Source organism: Stenotrophomonas sp. YJH_SMC_48-3, from assembly GCF_059369375.1.
Window position 1 is genome coordinate 126,035 of the sequence record NZ_JCAFSQ010000004.1, and the last position, 16,404, is coordinate 142,438.

Below are 16,404 nucleotides of genomic sequence, written 5' to 3' on the forward strand. Positions count from 1 at the left end.
AGACTGCGCAAGATGATTTCAGGAGTACCCGCATGCGTGGACCTGTTGAGCTTGCCGCTGCAACCGTCGTGACGTTGGGCCTCGCGTTGGCTTCTCCGCTGGGTGCCGCCGAAGTCGTCGCAGTCAATCCGCTGCTGCAGACGCCCATCGACCAGTTGCGCCCAGACGAGGTTCGTTTCATGCAGCAGCGCCTGGCCGATTTTCCGCAGCTGCAGCACTATCGTGATGCCAACGCGCGACTGCCCGCGGCGGCGCCGGGCCAGCCACGCGTGGTCTTCTTCGGCGACTCCATCACCGAAGGCTGGGGCAGGGAAGGCAGCGCGGCTTTCTTCCCCGGCAAGGGCTGGCTCAACCGCGGTATCAGCGGCCAGACCACGGCACAGATGCTGGTGCGCTTCCCGCAAGACGTGCTGGCGCTGAAGCCACAGGTGGTGGTGATCCTGGCCGGTACCAACGATATTGCAGGCAACACCGGTCCATCCACGCAGGCGATGATCGAAGACAACCTGCACGCGATGGTGGACCTGGCGCGTGCACATGGCATCGCCGTGGTGCTGGCATCGGTGCTGCCAGTCAGCGATTACCCATGGATGCCCGGGATCGCGCCTGCGCCCAAGGTGCGTGCGCTGAACACGGCGTTGAAGCGCCATGCCGATGCACAGCAGCTGGTCTATCTGGACTACCACACGCCGATGGCCAATGCCGCCGGAGGGCTCGATCCGCAGCTGGCCGAGGATGGCGTGCATCCCACGGCGAAGGGCTATGCGGTGATGGCGCCGTTGGCCGAGGCGGCGATTGGCCGAGCTCTCAAGGACATGAATGCTGGAGCACGATAGTCAGGCTGGAACGTCAGACACTGACGCATACGCCGCAATGGCTGGCGCTTGTTTGCTGCAGAATGGCTGATTTGGATCGGGAGGGACGATGGGTGCTGTTTCGCTCACGGTAGTAGAGATTGTGGCGCGCGCAATTTTCAAGCGCGCACCGTCGTTGGTTACCGAAATCTACTCCACACCGGGCGAGACCCTCCAGCGATTCGGTAGCGCAGAGGATCTATGCAGCTACGCGGAATTGCTCCGGCAGGTAAAAGGAGGAGCGGTTTTTGTCGGAGTGAGATATCCCGATATGGACGGTGACGTCACCATCCGAGAATTTGAGCTGACCAAGGGGCCAGATCGCGGGAAGATGCGCTCGAGCGTTGCAGGATGGGGGCTAATACACGTTTTTCTGCCGGTGAATCAAGACGCCAGTAGCTTGGCAAGTATCTATCGCATGTCCGAACGCGGCGCCTTCGCCAGAGAGCGCGGTGGAATCGATCTTCCTCCCGTGAGGGATTGGAATTGGAAAGCGGTTGAATCGCACTCGCGCAGATTGAAGCGTGTTCTGAAGGATGCAATCTAAAGTCGCGTGAAGTCTGTGCTTACAGGTGGCGGGGTACTACTTGAGCGACATTGTTGCCAGCAGCCACTTACAGAAACTGATCACCAGCGGATCGGCTGCGCTGTCCTCATGCACCAGCCAGCTCCAGCGCGGGCCGCGCACGCGTGCCTCATCCAGCGGCTGCAGCAGCCCCTGATCGCAGGCGCGTGCCGCCAGCAGCTCGCTGACCAGGGCGATACCCAGCCCTTGGCAGGCAGCATCCAGCAGCTGCCCGGGTTCGGAGAAGTTCATGCCTTCGCGGCGCTGGCCGACATCGGCGCCCCCCTGCACCTGCCACTGGCTCCAGTCCATTTCGCGCTCGCCATGCAGGGTGAGGCGTTCGTGCACAGGCGTGGCGAGCAGGGCCGGATGGCAGGCCGGAAAGAGGCGATCCTGCAGCAGCACGCGATGCTGGCACTGCGCCTGTGAGTCGAGGTCATCGCGTACCGCCACGTCCAGCGTCTGCGTGGTCATATCCGGTGCCTCCTCGCTGGTCAGCAGCCACAGGTCGGCGTCGGGATGCAGGCGGTGGAAGCTGGCCAGGCGCGGCACCAGCCAATGCCGGGCAAAGGCTGGACTGGTGTTGACGATCAGTTGATTCGGCTTGCAGTACTGATCGAGCCGGCGGATGCCGCTGGCCAGCTGCCGCAGCAGGGACTGGGTGGTTTCCAGCAGGTCGATGCCGGCGTCGGTGAGGGTGACGCTGCGGCCCTGCCGGAAGAACAACGGCTGCTGCAGCGAGGCTTCCAGGCCCCGGATCTGCTGGCTGATGGCCGACTGGTCAGATGCAGTTCCTCGGCCGCCCTGTGGAAACTACCCAGGCGGGCGGCGGCCTCGAAACCACGCAGCGCGTTCAGCGGTGGCCAATGCTTCAGCATTTCAGATAAGTAAAACTGTTCAATTGATGGCTGAATCTATCGTTTGTTCTTATCGATACGCAAGCGCAGCATAGGTCCATCCCACACCGGCCCTGGAGCCCGTCATGAGCAGCCGTCGTCGCTTCCTCACCCAGCTGGCGGGCGCCGCTGGCCTTGGCGGCCTGGCCGCCCTCGGGCTGGCGGGGCTGCCGACGCGCGTATCCGCAGCGGGGCCGGGTGCGGGTATCTGGCGCATGCCGGACGAGCACGGGCCGCAGGAACGCGTTTTCCTGGCCTTCGCCGCGCAACCGCGGGTGTGGGGCGCGCAGGCCGATGCGGTGAACACCGCCGTGGCACGCCTGGCCCGCACCATCGCCCGCCACCAGCCCGTTAGTGTGCTGTGCCGGCCGGCGCAGCGGAAGCAGGCGCAGGACCGCTGCGGCCGCGACAACATCGAGTTCCTCGAGGCGCCGCTGGATGACATCTGGGTGCGCGATTACGGCGGTTGCTTCGTCACCGATGGCCAGGGCGGACTGGGGCTGGTCGACTTCAACTTCAATGGCTGGGGCGGCAAGCAGAGCGCGCGCAACGATGGTGCGGTGGCACCGTGGCTGGCGCAGGTGACCGGTGCCACGCTGCTGGAAAGCGATCTGGTGGGCGAGGGTGGCGGCATCGAAGTCGATGGCCATGGCACGGCCATCCTCACCGAAAGCTGCTGGGTGAACCGCAATCGCAATCCCGGCTGGTCGCGCGCGGATATCGAGGCCGAGCTGATGCACCACCTCGGCCTGCGCAAGGTGATCTGGCTGCCCGGCATCGCCGGCGAGGACATCACTGACGCACACGTGGATTTCTATGCGCGCTTCGTGCGTCCGGGCGTGGTGATCGCCAATCTGGACGACGATCCGCAGTCCTACGACTACGATCTGACCCGCGAGCACCTGGAGATTCTGCGCGTCGCCACCGATGCCGATGGCCGTCGTCTGCAGGTGCACACGCTGCCGCCGCCGCTGGACGGGCGCGACAACGTGCATACCCGCGACAACGACGATCTGGCGACGGGCTATATCAACTACCTGCCGATCAACGGCGCGGTGGTTGCGCCGCAGTTCGGTGACGACGCAGCCGATGGCTACTGCCGTGAACTGCTGGAGGACATGTATCCCGGCCGCGTGATCGAACAGGTGGATATCGATGCGATCGCCGGCGGCGGAGGTGGCATCCATTGCGTGACCAAGAACATGCCGAACGTAGGGTGACGTGCCTCAGGCATCGTCCTGCTTCAACGCCGCATCGGCCGCCAGCAGCGCCTCGGCGGCTGCACTGAGCGACGGCGACGGTGGGGCGACCACGCCGATCGCTTCCATCATCTTCGGCATGCCCAGGAACTGGCGCGCGCGACGGTCGTAGATGCCGGTGACCAGCAGCGCACGTGTGGCGATCTTCTGCTCGGGCCCGATCAGCACGCGCTGCTCCATGATGCCGCGCGAGCCGACCCAGCCCACCAGGCGCGTTTCCAGGGTGAAGCGCTGGAACGGCTTGAGTTCGCGGCGGAACTGGATGGTGCCGGCACCAACAATCGGCGCCCACTTCTCGCGCAGCGCCACCCGCCCCAGGCCCATGCGCAGGATCAGGTCCAGCCGGCCCAGATCGAAGATGTTCCAGTAGCGGCCGTTGGTCATGTGCAGGTTGCTGTCCAGATCGTTGGGCAGCACACGGAGCTGCAGGCGCGAGACCCCGAACGGGGCCTCCAGCTTCGGCCGGGACAGGCTGCAAAGCAGCAGATGGAGCAGGCGGAACCAGAGATTCATGGCTATGACGACTGTTATAGAACGGCCGGTACGCTAATCTATGACGACTGTCTTAGCAAGGCGATCGCCGTGAGTCCACGACCCTCTGATGCCCCGCAACGGGTGATTGATGCCGCAGCACTGATGCTGGCGCGGGTAGGCCTCAATGCCACCAGCATCCGTGAGGTGACCAAGCTGGCCGAGGCCCCATTGGGCTCGACCTACCACCATTTTCCCGGCGGCAAGCAGGAGCTGCTGGCGCGTGCCACTCACATGGCTGGCGACAAGGTGGAAGCGCTGCTGGTGGAGTTGCTGAAGGGCGGGGCGGTGCAGGGTCTGCAGCAGTTTCTGGCAATGTGGCGCGAGCGCCTGCTGCGCTCCGGGTTCCGCGCCGGCTGCCCGGTGCTGGCCGCCGCGGTCGAGGAACCGGTCGAGGCGGTTCCCAGCCAACCGCGCGCGGCCGCCGCAGAGGTGTTCATGCGCTGGCAGGGGCATCTGGCCGCAGCCTTCATTGCCGACGGCCACCAACCTGCTGTGGCGGATGGGTTGGCCAGCCTGGTGATCGCCAGCGTGGAAGGCGCCGTGGCGATGTGCCGCGCACTGCAGGACATCGCCCCGTTCGACCAGGTCGCAGCGCAGTTGCTGAAGGCCGCCGCGCCACCTGAGCGCTAGAATGCACCCAAACGCGCTACTGCGTGCCCGGCAAGGATGTCCGCATGTTGCACCACCTTTCCCTCGGCGTTCGTGACCTTGATATCGCAGGCCGCTTTTATGACGCCGCGCTCGCCGCACTCGGGTACCGCCGGGTGTTCGAGGACGAGACCGCGATCGGCTATGGGGTGGCCGATGATGAAGACGCGTTGTGCCTGAAGCTGCGTGATGACGCCGCAGCGCCGGGCCCCGGCTTCCACCTGGCGTTCGCTGCAGCGTCCGCAGCGGCGGTGGATGCCTTCCACGCAGCAGCCATCGCCAACGGAGGCGCTGACAATGGAGCGCCCGGACTGCGCCCCGATTACGGTGACTTCTACTACGCCGCGTTCGTGGTCGACCCCGAGGGCCATCGCATCGAGGCGGTGACCAAGGCGCGGCCGGCGTGAAGCAGCCGGGCATTCCGGCGCCAGCCCGCTGAAGCTGCCAATCGCATGCCGTAGCCCGGCATGGCCCATACCAGGCCGACGATCGGCCAGCGCCCGTCCGCCCCTGGTACTCCCCAAGCCGTAGAGGCACGCGCAGTTTTCGATCCTGCCCGACTCTGCGCTATTATCCGCCGGGGGCCTCGGAACGTGGCCCGGCTTCAACCAACCCTGACAAGGACAAGCGCATGGATGTCGCTGCACGCAGGAACAGGACGTTGTTTCGTTGGATCATGGTGGCACTGCTGGCGGTACTGATGCCGTTTGCAGCGCTGGCGCAGCCCGCAGCCGGGCAGGCCGATGGCGCCGAAGCCGCCACTGCCACGGAAGAGGCGCAATGCCGCGCCTGCAGCTATGAACGCATCGGGCCCAAAGTCGATATCGGGCTGGTTGCATTAGTGTCGCTGCTGGTGGTGGGTCTGCTGATCGCAGCGTCGCGGGAATGGGGCAGCACGTCGCAGCGCTGGACCTGCCGCACGCTGGCTCTGTTGCTGGTGGGCATCGGCCTGGCGTTGTTGTGGTGGGCTGGCAGCGTCGTCTACCTGGGCTACAACCCGTGGCAGGAAATGGCCGCCCCCGTCGGTGGCTCGCTCACCTCGACACTGCTCACTACCTCACCGAAGTGGCTGGCGGCGCTGGTGTTGATTGGTTTCGCGCCTTCCATCTGGAAGCGCAGCGAACGCCTGCCGGCCTGGCGTATCGGCTGACCCTGGAACGACGGCGCCGGGTCAGACCCGGCGCCGCCTGCGGCCATCAGTCAAAGCGCCAGTGCACGCCCGCATAGACGCCACGGCCTTCGCCTGGCGTCGAGCGCGCGACATCCTTGCCGGCGTCGTCGTAGCCCGGCGTGACCGTGGCCGCGTAGTGGCGGTTGCCGATGTTGCGCATCTCCGCCCAGGCCTGCCAGCGACCACCGGGTGCCTCGTAGCCGATGCGGCTGCCGAAGATCACGTGGCTATCGGCCCAGTAGCTGTTGGCGTAGTCCACCGCGATGCGCGAGGCGTATTCGCTGTTCAGCGCGGCGTACAGGCCGGAGGCATGATCGAAGCGCAGCTCGGCCTGGTAGCTGTGGCGCGGCAGGCCCGGCAGGCGGTTGCTGCCGAAGCGCGCATCGTGGCGGTAACCGAAATCACTGAAGGTGTACGCCTGGCGCAACGACAGGCGCCCCGGCGCGGCCCGCCACAGTGTGCTGTCCAATCCGGCTTCGATGCCACGGTGCACGGTGGGGCTGGCGTTGTTCTCTGCGATGAACAGGTTCGGTACCGGCTGCAGCTCCACGCTCAACAATTCATGGTTCACGTGGGCGTAGTAGCCGGTCAGTTCCCAGCGACCCAGCGCCGCGTCACCGCGCGCGCCCAGTTCCAGCGTGGTGGCGGTCTGGTTCTGCATCGGCACCGGCGCGCGCTGGCGGCCGCTGGACGGGCCATTGCCTGGCCCGAAGTACTGGTTCGAGCCCCAGATCATCGACCACGGGTGCGGCGCCTCCACCGAGCGGCTGAGGTTGCCGAACCACTGCGTCTGCGCGCTGTGCTGCCAGGTGAAGCCCAGTCGCGGCGCGTAGTCCCAGTCGTGGTCGCGCAGGCGGCCGCCGCTGCTCGGCCAGGTCACCTGCACGTCGCGGCGGGTGCTGATCAGTGCCAGCCCGGTCTGCATGCGCAGGCGGTCGTTGAAGGTGAGGGTATTGCCGACGTGCAGCGTGCTGTCGGTGCCGTGGTGGCGGAAGTCACGCGTGCGCGTACCGGCGGCATAGCCGTTGCTGGCAAAGCGCAGCGACTCGCGCACATCGGCGTCCAGATCGTGGGTGACGCGCAGACCGATCGTGGTTTGGCTGTCCAGGCCGAACAGCCGGTGGCGGTGGTGGTAGTCCAGCGTGGCGTTGAGGTTGGCGTAGTCCAGCTGCTGGCGGTACAGGCTCTCGTTCAAGTCCATCGGGTACGTGTGGTAGACCAGCCCGGCCTGCAGCGAAGAATCCTCGTCGATCTGCAGCGTGGTGACATTGCCCACCCAGGTACTGCCCGGCTGCGGGCGGCGCGCATCGATGGCCAGGTTGGCCGCGTTTGCCGCATGCGGATCGTTGCGGATCTGATCGCGGGTCAAGCGACCGGGCGTTTCGTGATTGGTTTCGCGGTAGCGCACGAAGAAACGTGTCTGCAGGTCGGGCGTGATCTGCCAGCCGATGTTGGCCATCGCGCCCTTGCCGTCGCCGCGCGCATGGCGCTGATAACCATCGAACTCGGTATCGGTGTAAGCCAGGAAGTAGTCGACATCACCACTGGCGCCGCCCCAACTGATGCCGCGCTTCTGGTAGCCACGGCTGCCGGCTTCGTAGTGCAGCTGCACGCCCGCCGAATCACGTCCGCTGCGGCTGACGTAGTCGATGGCGCCGCCCAACGCGAGCGCGCCGCGTTCGAAGCCGTTGGCGCCGCGGAGCACTTCCACGCGCGACAACCACAGCGGTTCCAGCAGCTCGTAGGGCGTGCCGCCCGGGCCGGTCAGTGGCAGGCCGTCGATCGACACCGCAATGCCTGAGGCATGCGCGCCGGGGCCCCGGTTGATGCCCGAACCGCGGATCGAGATCCTGGTGCCCTCGTTGCCCGGCGACTGCGCGCTGATGCCGGGCTGGTAGGCCAGCACATCGGCGCTGCTGGAAAGGCGGCTGTCGGCCTTGGCCACGTCGATGACGTTGCTGGCGCCGGGTACACGCTTCAATGCCTCGCGCGCCTGGGCACTGGCATCAGTGGCAGCGGTGACGTGCACGGCATCCAGCGTGGTGGCCTGTGGGGCCGCAGCGGCGGTGGAAGCTAGGCCGAGGGAAACGGCCAGGACCAGCGGTGATCGGGTGGGGCGGTACAACGAGAGCGACATGCGGGAATGCTGTAAACCACGAAAGTTGCGCGCAAGTTAACAGGTCGACGGCGCCACGTCACCCATCGGCGGCGTATGGCCGCCCGCCGCGTTCCTGTAGAGCCGAGCCCGCGCTCGGCTAATCGCGCAGCGCCGGTTGTCTGCCATCGCGACGAAGAGCAGCCGAGCATGGGCTCGGCTCTACAGCAGGGTTTATGGCGAGGGTTTCGTCAGCGTCTTCGACTTTGCGTAGAACTGATCAGCTGCTTCCTTCTCGCCCAATGCCGCATGACACTCGGCCAGGCTGTCCCACACATTGGCCGAATCCGGATACAGCTCGGTGTTGAGGGCGAATACCTTCAACGCCCTGCGTGCACCAAGGCTCTCGCGGATGGCATAGCCACTGGCGTTGATCGCACGTTCCAGCTCGCTGCCCGTCACCCGGTTGTCATCGCGCAACCAGCTGCGTATCGCCTGGGCAGCGCCTGCGTCATCGTCCAGCGCATACGCGATCAGCCGCTCGGACAGTACCGCATGCGGAAACTCCTGCGGCGCGGCCACCGCCATCGTGCTTTCCACCAGCGTGCTCGACCAGACATTGCGGGCGCTGCCGTTGGTCAGGTAAACGAATACCCAGTAGCCGCTGGCCAGCGTGCCCTTGTAGGCCAATCGCGTACGTACACGGGTGCCGCCATCATGGCCGACCTGGGTGTAGCCGTCACTGCGGGTGGTGTCCCAGCCGGTGGAGAAGAAATTGCTGCCGCCACCGCTCAGTTTCTGCGGCTGCCAGAGTTCTTCCAAGGTCGCCGTGCGCACCAGCTTGCCGGTGGCCAGTGCTTGCAGGAAGCGGTTCATGTCGCCCACGGTGGTCTGCAGGTCGGCATGGCCCCAGCCGTAGTCCGGCCAAGGGTCTTCATTGGCCGGCTGCAGTTGGCCGTCCTTGCCGATGTACGGCACCGCCGCGCGCGTGGCTGGCACGCTGGTGACACCCCACGAGGTGCTGGCCATCTTCAAAGGCTGCAGGATGCGTTCGCGTGCGATGGCCGGGTAGGGCTTGCGATAGTGCGCTTCCAGCAACGCCGTCAGCACCAGGTAGTTCGCCTGGGTGTACTGCACGCGGCTGCCGGTGGCGGACTGCATCGGTGCCGCGCCGGCCACCTTCAGTGCAGCGCCAAGGTCAGGGGCTACCCCAGGGTAGCCCTTGCTGACCCAACGGTTGTCGACACGATCGTAGTACTCGCCGATGCCCGAGCTGTGGTTGAGAAAGTCGCGTACGTGGATCGCCTGCCATGCGGTCGGCAGGTCCGGCACATAGCGGCTGGCCGGCGCATCAAGATCCACCTTGCCCTGATCGACCAGTTGCATCACCAGCGTGCTGGTCAGCAGCTTGGCCATCGACTGCGCGGCGAAGATGGTCTCGACGGTGGCGGGCGCATGGGTAGCGGGATCACGTTCACCGCTGGCGCCCTGGTACAGCACCTGACTGTTGTGAGCGACCAGTACGGCTTGGCCGGCGATGCCGTAGCGTTCGCGGTTGGCCTGCAGTTGGGCGTCGAGCCGGGTAGAGAGAGCGGTGGGGACGTCACGCGCCGAAGCAGGCGGAATCACCCATAGCGTGCAGAGCAATGCGGCAGCGAGCGTGCGGTACATCGCGGTGATCCATCAGCGGTGATGGCGCATGTTGGTCACGACGGAAGAGCGGGTCAAGTCAGGCCGGATCTTTGTTCCACTCAGGCACATAGGTGAGCAGGGATGAAGCAAGGCGGAAGCCTTTGGTAGCAGGTCTGTCGCGATTGCCCCTTCTGGCGCGCGGGGCCTTCAGATACAACGTCGGACCGGAGCGCGGCGATCTTGGATCAGGCCCCAGCCGGATAGACCTGTCCATTGAAGGTCTGTTGACCACGTCGCCACCTCGTAACACTGTGACTGCCGGATCGAGTAAATCTGCGGTCGCCCGCAACTGGAAGCAAATAATGGCCAAGCCCCGTGAATTCAAAAAACTGGTGGCATACCTGCAGAAGATTCCTGCGATGTCCGAGCCCATCCACTGGCAGCGCTGCGACGATGGAACTTGGTCTGTCGGCTTTTCGCTTGCCTTGGAGCACCCGCTGGCGTGGAGCGCGGTGCAGGAGTTGGCGTATGTGCTCAACACGCTTTCTGTGTCTGAGCTTCTCCCCACTCGTTTCCTGCCCACGGCGCCACCGCCCTATCTCAATGGTCCAGCATGCTGGTATCTGGGCTGGCGCATCGAATCGACGCTACCCGGCATCAAGCCTGATGAGGTGCTTGAGTGGCTTGAAGGGCGATTGCCGCAGCCAGTAGACGACGAATCGAAGTGGATCCCATCCATTGTTGAAGACTGCGAATCGCCTGACGATGAGGAGTGAGCCGGGCGTGCCGATCTCTTGCTGCTGTTGGTTCAGTGGGATACTACTCCGCTGATGCACCGGTGCAAGTAATGCCAGGTTCCGCCAACGAAGCTGTGATGAAAGACCAACTTCTGGACGAGCTGCTGCGGGCTTCGCGAATGCTTACTTCAGAAGAGGTTGCCACATTTGACCGGACGGTTCAGGCGCTATCAGGTCTGGAGTTCTCCGGTCGGGAGCTGGGAGTTCTCTTCTCGATGTTCGCCGATGACACTCCGCATCATGAAGTCATGTGGGGCCTTCTTCATCTTGTCGAGGCAAGTGACGGCGACAGCATGGTTTCCGCGCTTGTCCAATCAGCTCCGTACATGCGTCGCGTGGCACCAGAATGGTTGGAGACTTTCGTCTGCAGATTGCTTAATAGTGATCTACACAGAAATATGTTGATTGCTTACTTGAAGAGCATGGCCTCGACGAAGGGTGCAGCAGAAGTCGTCTCCTTGATCGAAGCGCTCAAGGCTGATACGTCGGACAGTATTCGAGCAAAGGCATCGGTGGTCGCTTCGGCACTGATGTAGCGGAGTGAGCGCCGACCAAGGTCGGCATCTACCAGAGCGTCCCCGCACCAGGGGGGAGCGGACGGCGGCCGGCGGCACGGGCAATGCATGGGCGGTGCCGGCCAGCGGCCGGCACTACCCAGACCTTGATCAGCCCAGGATCCCCGGCAGATCCAGTCCCTTTTCCTTCGCGCAGTCGATCGCGATTTCATACCCCGCATCGGCATGGCGCATCACGCCGGTGGCCGGGTCGTTCCACAGCACGCGGCCAATCCGCTTGGCGGCCGCCTCGGTGCCGTCGCAGACGATCACCATGCCGGCGTGCTGCGAGAAGCCCATGCCGACGCCGCCACCGTGGTGCAGCGACACCCAGGTCGCGCCACTGGCGGTGTTGAGCAGGGCGTTCAGCAGCGGCCAGTCGGAGACCGCGTCGGAGCCGTCGGCCATCGCTTCGGTTTCGCGGTTCGGCGAGGCGACGCTGCCACTGTCCAGGTGGTCACGGCCGATCACCACCGGCGCCTTCAGTTCGCCGTTGGCCACCATCTCGTTGAAGGCCAGGCCCAGGCGGTCGCGGTCACCCAGGCCGACCCAGCAGATGCGTGCCGGCAGGCCCTGGAACTTGATCTTCTCGGCCGCCATGTCCAGCCAGCGGTGCAGGTGCGGGTTGTCCGGAATCAGTTCCTTCACCTTGGCATCGGTCCTGGCGATGTCTTCCGGGTCGCCGCTCAGCGCCGCCCAACGGAACGGGCCGATGCCACGGCAGAACAACGGGCGGATGTAGGCCGGCACGAAACCGGGGAAGTCGAAGGCATTGGCCACGCCTTCTTCCAGCGCCATCTGCCGCAGGTTGTTGCCGTAGTCCACGGTCGGCACGCCCAGCGCGTGGAAGCCGAGCATGGCGCGGATGTGGTTGGCCATCGAGGCACGCGCAGCCTTTTCCACTTCCTTGGGGGCGGAGACACGCTTTTCATCCCACTGCTCGACCGTCCAGCCCTGCGGCAGGTAGCCGTTCACCGGGTCATGCGCGGAGGTCTGGTCGGTCAGCAGGTCCGGCTTCACGCCGCGCTTGAGCAGTTCAGCCAGCACGTCGGCGACGTTGCCGAGCAGGCCCACCGACTTCGGCGTACCGGCCTTGCACGACTCGTCGATCAGGCGCAGGGCTTCGTCCAGATTGTCGGTCCAGGTATCCAGATAGCCGGTGCGCAGGCGCATGTCGATGCTGCTCTTGCGGCACTCGACGGCCAGGCAGGAGGCGCCGGCCATCACGGCAGCCAGCGGCTGTGCACCACCCATGCCGCCGAGGCCACCGGTGAACAGCCACTTCCCGGTCAGGTCGCCGCCGAAATGCTGGCGCCCCATTTCCACGAACGTCTCGTAGGTGCCCTGCACGATGCCCTGCGCACCGATGTAGATCCAGCTGCCGGCGGTCATCTGGCCGTACATGGCCAGGCCCTTCTTATCCAGCTCGTTGAAGTGGTCCCAGTTGGCCCAGCGCGGCACCAGGTTGGAATTGGCGATCAGCACGCGCGGTGCATCGGCGTGGGTGCGGAACACGCCCACCGGCTTGCCGGACTGCACCAGCAGAGTCTGGTCGTCGTCCAGGCGCTTGAGCGTTTCGACGATGGCATCGAAGCTCTCCCAGTCACGCGCGGCGCGGCCGATGCCGCCGTACACCACCAGCTCCTGCGGCCGCTCGGCCACGTCCGGGTGCAGGTTGTTCATCAGCATGCGCAGCGGCGCTTCGGTCAGCCAGCTTTTGGCGTTGAGCGTGGTGCCGGTCGGCGCGGCAATGGTGCGGGACGGGTCGTTGCGGGTCATGCGGCGCTCCGGTTCGTAGCGAATTCAAGGCAGGCGTTGAGCACCTGCGCCAGGGTGTGGCGCAGCGGTGCGGCGTGGGCGGGGTCGAGCGGGGTGGGCCAGCTGTGTTCGTCTACCTGGTCGGGCAGCGGCTCGTGCATGTAGCCGCGGCAGGCAAGTTCCATCTGCAGGCTGTGCACGCCGCCGGCGATGTTGCTGTAGTGGCGGGTGATCCAGCCGCCCTTGAAGCGGCCGTTGCGCACCTGGCTCATGCCGCTGATCTTCAGCAGGTTTTCCACAACATCGCTCAAGCCGTTGTCGCAGGACGTGTCGGGTGCGCCGGACGGCCCGGCGGTACCGAGGTTGAACTGCGGCAGCTCGCCATCGAACAGGTGCGGAATATGCGAGCGGATCGAATGCGCGTCGTACACCACCACCGTACCGTGCTGCGCGCGCAGGCGGGTGATCTGTGCGGCCAGCGCATCGTGGTAGGGCAGGAAATATGTGTCGCGGCGCCGCGCGATCTCGGCGTCATCCGGCTCGCGGCCCGCGTGGTACAGCGGCTGGTTGTCGAAGGTGGTCAGCGGGCACAGGCCGGTGGTGTTCTGGCCCGGGTACAGCGACACACCGCTGGGATCGCGGTTGAGGTCGATCACCGAACGTGAGATCGCCGAGCGCACCGTGGTCGCGCCCATGCCGCGCACGAAGTCGTACAGCTCGTGCACCCACCAGTCGGCATCGCGGCGCGCCAGCCACGGCGAGTGGTAGTCGCCGATCAGGTCGTGCGGCAGCTCGCTGCCGGTATGCGGGAAGCTGACGATGAGGGGGGCGTCGCCTTCGTGCACCGTCAGCCATTCGGGACGGGTATTCATGCGTGGGGTTCCACGGTTGGCAGCAGGTCGGTCAGGCCCTGCGCCAGCGCGCCACTGCGCACCAGATTCGTGGCTGTCACCATGTCCGGATGGAAGTAGCGGTCTTCTTCCAGCGTCGGCACCTGCGCGCGCAGGGCGGCGCGCACGGTTTCCAGCGCGGCACTGGAGCGCAGCGGCGCATGGAAGTCGCAGCCCTGCGCCGCGGCCAGCAGTTCGATGCCGATCACGTTGGCCGCGTTCTCGGCCATCTGCATCAGGCGCCGCGCACCGTGCGCGGCCATCGACACGTGGTCTTCCTGGTTGGCCGAGGTCGGGATCGAATCAACACTGGCCGGGTAGGCGCGCTGCTTGTTCTCTGAGACCAGCGCGGCGGCGGTCACCTGCGGAATCATGAAGCCGGAATTCAGGCCCGGGCGCGGGGTCAGGAACGCCGGCAGGCCGGACAGCGCCGGGTCCACCAGCATCGCCAGGCGGCGCTCGCTGATCGAACCGATCTCGCACACCGCCATCGCCAGCATGTCGGCGGCGAAGGCTACCGGCTCGGCGTGGAAGTTGCCACCGGACAACGCTTCGCCGGTATCGGTGAACACCAGTGGATTGTCGGACACGCCGTTGGCTTCGATTTCCAGCGTGGTCGCGGCCTGGCGCAGGATATCCAGCGCCGCCCCCATCACCTGCGGCTGGCAGCGCAGGCAGTACGGGTCCTGCACGCGCACGTCGTTGTCGCGGTGCGATTCGCGGATGCCTGAGCCGTGCATCAGCGTGCGCAGGGTGGCGGCGGTGGCGATCTGCCCGCGCTGGCCACGGATGGCATGGATGCGCGGATCGAACGGCGTGTCCGAACCCTTGGCCGCTTCCACCGACAACGCGCCGGTGACCAATGCCGCCTGGAACACGGTTTCGATTTCGAACAGGCCGGCCAGCGCATAGGCGGTGGAGAACTGGGTGCCGTTGAGCAGCGCCAGGCCTTCCTTCGCGCCCAGTTCGATCGGCTGCAGGCCAGCACGCGCCAGCGCGTCGGTTGCGGGCAGGCGTTCGTCACCGATGTAGGCTTCGCCCACGCCCAGCATCACGCTGGCCAGGTGCGAAAGCGGTGCCAGATCGCCGGAAGCACCCACCGAGCCTTGTGCCGGCACCACGGGCAACACGCCCTTGACCAGCATCGCTTCGAGCAGCAGCAGGGTTTCCTCGCGAATGCCCGATGCGCCTTGCGCCAGGCTGACCAGCTTCAGCGCCATCATCAACCGCACCACGTTGGCCGGCATCGGTTCGCCCACGCCAGCAGCGTGCGAGAGCACGATATTGCGCTGCAGGGTGGCCAGGTCTTCGCGCTCGATGCGCACGCTGGCCAGCTTGCCGAAGCCGGTGTTGATGCCATACACCGGCGCACCCTTGGCGACGATGGCGGCGACTGCAGCAGCACTGGCGCGCACTACCGGCAGCGCGGCCGGATCCAGTGCAAGCGGTGCACCGCGATAGACCTGCCGCCACTGGGCGAGAGTGACATGGCCGGGGCGAAGAACCAGGGTGTTGCTCATGCGTTGCTCCAGGAGGCAGGCAGGTCGGGCTGCCCGCGCACCACGCGCGCGTGCAGCGGGTTGAATCCAATGCGATAGACCAGGTCGGCGGGCGCATCGATGTCCCAGATCGCCAGGTCGCAGTCCAGGCCCACGGCCAGGCGGCCGATGCGCTCGCCGTGGCCCAGTGCGCGCGCCGCTTCACGGGTGAAGCCGGCGATGCACTCATCCACGGTCAGGCGGAACAGGGTGGCACCCATGTTCATCGCCAGCAGCGGGCTGGTCAGCGGCGAAGTGCCCGGGTTGCTGTCGGTGGCCAGCGCCAGCGGCACGCCGGCCGCACGCAGCGCGGCGATCGGCGGCAGGGTGGTATCGCGGGTGAAATAGAAAGCACCGGGCAGCAGTACGGCGACGGTACCGGCAGCGGCCATCGCGGCGATCCCGGCATCGTCCAGATGTTCGATATGGTCGGCCGACAGTGCACCGAAGCTGGCCGCCAGTTCGGCACCGTGCTGGTTGCTCAGCTGTTCGGCGTGGATCTTCACCGCCAGTCCGTTCGCGCGGGCGGCCTCGAACACCTGCCGCGCCTGCGCGGGCGAGAACGCGATGTTCTCGCAGAACACGTCCACCGCTTCGGCCAGGCCTTCGGCGGCGATGGCCGGAATCATCACCTCGCACACCTCGTCGATGTATTCCTGTGCCTCGCGGCCCGGCGGAGTCGCGTGCGCGCCAAGGAAGGTGGTGACCACGTTGACCCGGCATTGCTCGCCCAGCGCGCGCGCAACCTGCAGTTGCTTGCGTTCGTCGGCCAGGGTCAGGCCGTAGCCGGACTTGATCTCGAGGGTGGTTACGCCCTCGGCGCGCATCGCCAGCAACCGTGGCCGGCTTTCGCGGGCCAGCTGTTCCGGCGTCGCGGCGCGGGTGGCGCGCACGGTGGAGACGATGCCGCCGCCGGCACGGGCGATCTCGGCATAGCTGACGCCCTGCAGGCGCTGCTCGAATTCGTTGGCGCGGTTGCCGGCGTAGACCAGGTGGGTGTGGCAGTCGATCAGGCCTGGCGAAATCCAGCGGCCTTCGCCATCGATGCGGGTGGTCGGCTGCAGGTGGGCATCGCTGCCGGCCCGGCCGACGTGGATGATGCGGCCGTCGGCGCAGGCCAGTACGCCATCGCGGATGACACCCAGGCCCTCGCCGTCGAGGGTGATCAGGTGGACGTTGGACCAGAGGGTATCGACGTGCATGGCATCCACAA

The 16,404-nt window shown here is 65.9% G+C and carries 16 protein-coding genes and 1 pseudogene; 8 read left to right on the forward strand and 9 right to left on the reverse strand.

Annotated features, from left to right (window positions below; all coding sequences use genetic code 11):
* Positions 1-32: 32 nt before the first annotated feature.
* Positions 33-836 carry an SGNH/GDSL hydrolase family protein gene (locus tag AC5P65_RS07775; protein ID WP_111098189.1) on the forward strand — a complete coding sequence of 268 codons (804 nt, stop codon included), beginning with the start codon at positions 33-35 and terminating at the stop codon, positions 834-836.
* Positions 837-924: 88 nt separating this feature from the next.
* Positions 925-1,401: a hypothetical protein gene (locus AC5P65_RS07780; RefSeq protein WP_146256794.1), complete on the forward strand. Its 477-nt coding sequence runs from the start codon at positions 925-927 to the stop codon at positions 1,399-1,401.
* A gap of 36 nt (positions 1,402-1,437) precedes the next feature.
* Here the strand turns inward: AC5P65_RS07780 and AC5P65_RS07785 are convergent, their stop codons facing one another.
* On the reverse strand, positions 1,438-2,145 hold the full coding sequence (locus AC5P65_RS07785; RefSeq protein WP_241744943.1) for a LysR substrate-binding domain-containing protein: 708 nt from the start codon (positions 2,143-2,145) through the stop codon (positions 1,438-1,440).
* A gap of 15 nt (positions 2,146-2,160) precedes the next feature.
* Positions 2,161-2,297: pseudogene (locus AC5P65_RS07790) on the reverse strand (LysR family transcriptional regulator); the annotation flags it as partial.
* Positions 2,298-2,401: 104 nt separating this feature from the next.
* Here AC5P65_RS07790 and AC5P65_RS07795 point away from each other — a divergent pair.
* A complete protein-coding gene (locus AC5P65_RS07795; RefSeq protein ID WP_495215486.1) occupies positions 2,402-3,535 on the forward strand; it encodes an agmatine deiminase family protein in 1,134 nt (377 codons plus the stop codon).
* 6 nt (positions 3,536-3,541) lie between these two features.
* On the opposite strand, the gene AC5P65_RS07800 is transcribed toward AC5P65_RS07795, so the two are convergent.
* Complete coding sequence (locus tag AC5P65_RS07800) at positions 3,542-4,087, reverse strand: thioesterase family protein (RefSeq protein WP_111098187.1); 546 nt, start codon at positions 4,085-4,087, stop codon at positions 3,542-3,544.
* Positions 4,088-4,156: 69 nt separating this feature from the next.
* Here AC5P65_RS07800 and AC5P65_RS07805 point away from each other — a divergent pair, with 69 nt between their 5' ends.
* From AC5P65_RS07805 to AC5P65_RS07815, 3 genes are all read left to right on the forward strand, one after another.
* Entirely contained in the window at positions 4,157-4,738 is a 582-nt protein-coding gene (locus AC5P65_RS07805; protein ID WP_111098186.1) for a TetR/AcrR family transcriptional regulator, read from the forward strand.
* Positions 4,739-4,782: 44 nt separating this feature from the next.
* Positions 4,783-5,163, forward strand: coding sequence for a VOC family protein (locus AC5P65_RS07810; protein WP_031269802.1), 381 nt, complete (start codon positions 4,783-4,785; stop codon positions 5,161-5,163).
* A gap of 224 nt (positions 5,164-5,387) precedes the next feature.
* Positions 5,388-5,906, forward strand: coding sequence for a hypothetical protein (locus AC5P65_RS07815; protein ID WP_021202757.1), 519 nt, complete (start codon positions 5,388-5,390; stop codon positions 5,904-5,906).
* A gap of 46 nt (positions 5,907-5,952) precedes the next feature.
* Here AC5P65_RS07815 and AC5P65_RS07820 read toward each other — a convergent pair whose 3' ends face one another.
* The gene (locus tag AC5P65_RS07820) at positions 5,953-8,064 is read right to left on the reverse strand and encodes a TonB-dependent receptor family protein (RefSeq protein WP_111098185.1); all 2,112 of its coding nucleotides are present in this window, start codon (positions 8,062-8,064) and stop codon (positions 5,953-5,955) included.
* Positions 8,065-8,256: 192 nt separating this feature from the next.
* Positions 8,257-9,693 (reverse strand): serine hydrolase domain-containing protein, encoded by a 1,437-nt coding sequence (locus tag AC5P65_RS07825; protein WP_111098184.1) that lies wholly within the window; start codon positions 9,691-9,693, stop codon positions 8,257-8,259.
* 323 nt (positions 9,694-10,016) lie between these two features.
* Here AC5P65_RS07825 and AC5P65_RS07830 point away from each other — a divergent pair, with 323 nt between their 5' ends.
* Together AC5P65_RS07830 and AC5P65_RS07835 are read left to right on the forward strand one after the other, a co-directional pair.
* On the forward strand, positions 10,017-10,430 hold the full coding sequence (locus AC5P65_RS07830) for a hypothetical protein (protein ID WP_099486616.1): 414 nt from the start codon (positions 10,017-10,019) through the stop codon (positions 10,428-10,430).
* 98 nt (positions 10,431-10,528) lie between these two features.
* On the forward strand, positions 10,529-10,987 hold the full coding sequence (locus AC5P65_RS07835; protein WP_181451830.1) for an Imm30 family immunity protein: 459 nt from the start codon (positions 10,529-10,531) through the stop codon (positions 10,985-10,987).
* A 129-nt stretch (positions 10,988-11,116) separates the two neighbouring features.
* Here AC5P65_RS07835 and hutU read toward each other — a convergent pair whose 3' ends face one another.
* The 4 genes from hutU to hutI are packed head-to-tail and all read right to left on the reverse strand — an operon-like array spanning position 11,117 to position 16,393.
* Complete coding sequence (gene hutU, locus AC5P65_RS07840; RefSeq protein ID WP_111098182.1) at positions 11,117-12,784, reverse strand: urocanate hydratase; 1,668 nt, start codon at positions 12,782-12,784, stop codon at positions 11,117-11,119.
* On the reverse strand, positions 12,781-13,635 hold the full coding sequence (gene hutG, locus AC5P65_RS07845) for an N-formylglutamate deformylase (protein WP_495215489.1): 855 nt from the start codon (positions 13,633-13,635) through the stop codon (positions 12,781-12,783). Before hutG ends, hutU begins: the two co-directional genes overlap by 4 nt.
* Complete coding sequence (gene hutH / locus AC5P65_RS07850) at positions 13,632-15,173, reverse strand: histidine ammonia-lyase (RefSeq protein WP_111098180.1); 1,542 nt, start codon at positions 15,171-15,173, stop codon at positions 13,632-13,634. Before hutH ends, hutG begins: the two co-directional genes overlap by 4 nt.
* Positions 15,170-16,393 (reverse strand): imidazolonepropionase, encoded by a 1,224-nt coding sequence (gene hutI, locus AC5P65_RS07855; protein ID WP_495215491.1) that lies wholly within the window; start codon positions 16,391-16,393, stop codon positions 15,170-15,172. Before hutI ends, hutH begins: the two co-directional genes overlap by 4 nt.
* Between the last annotated feature and the right edge of the window lie 11 nt (positions 16,394-16,404).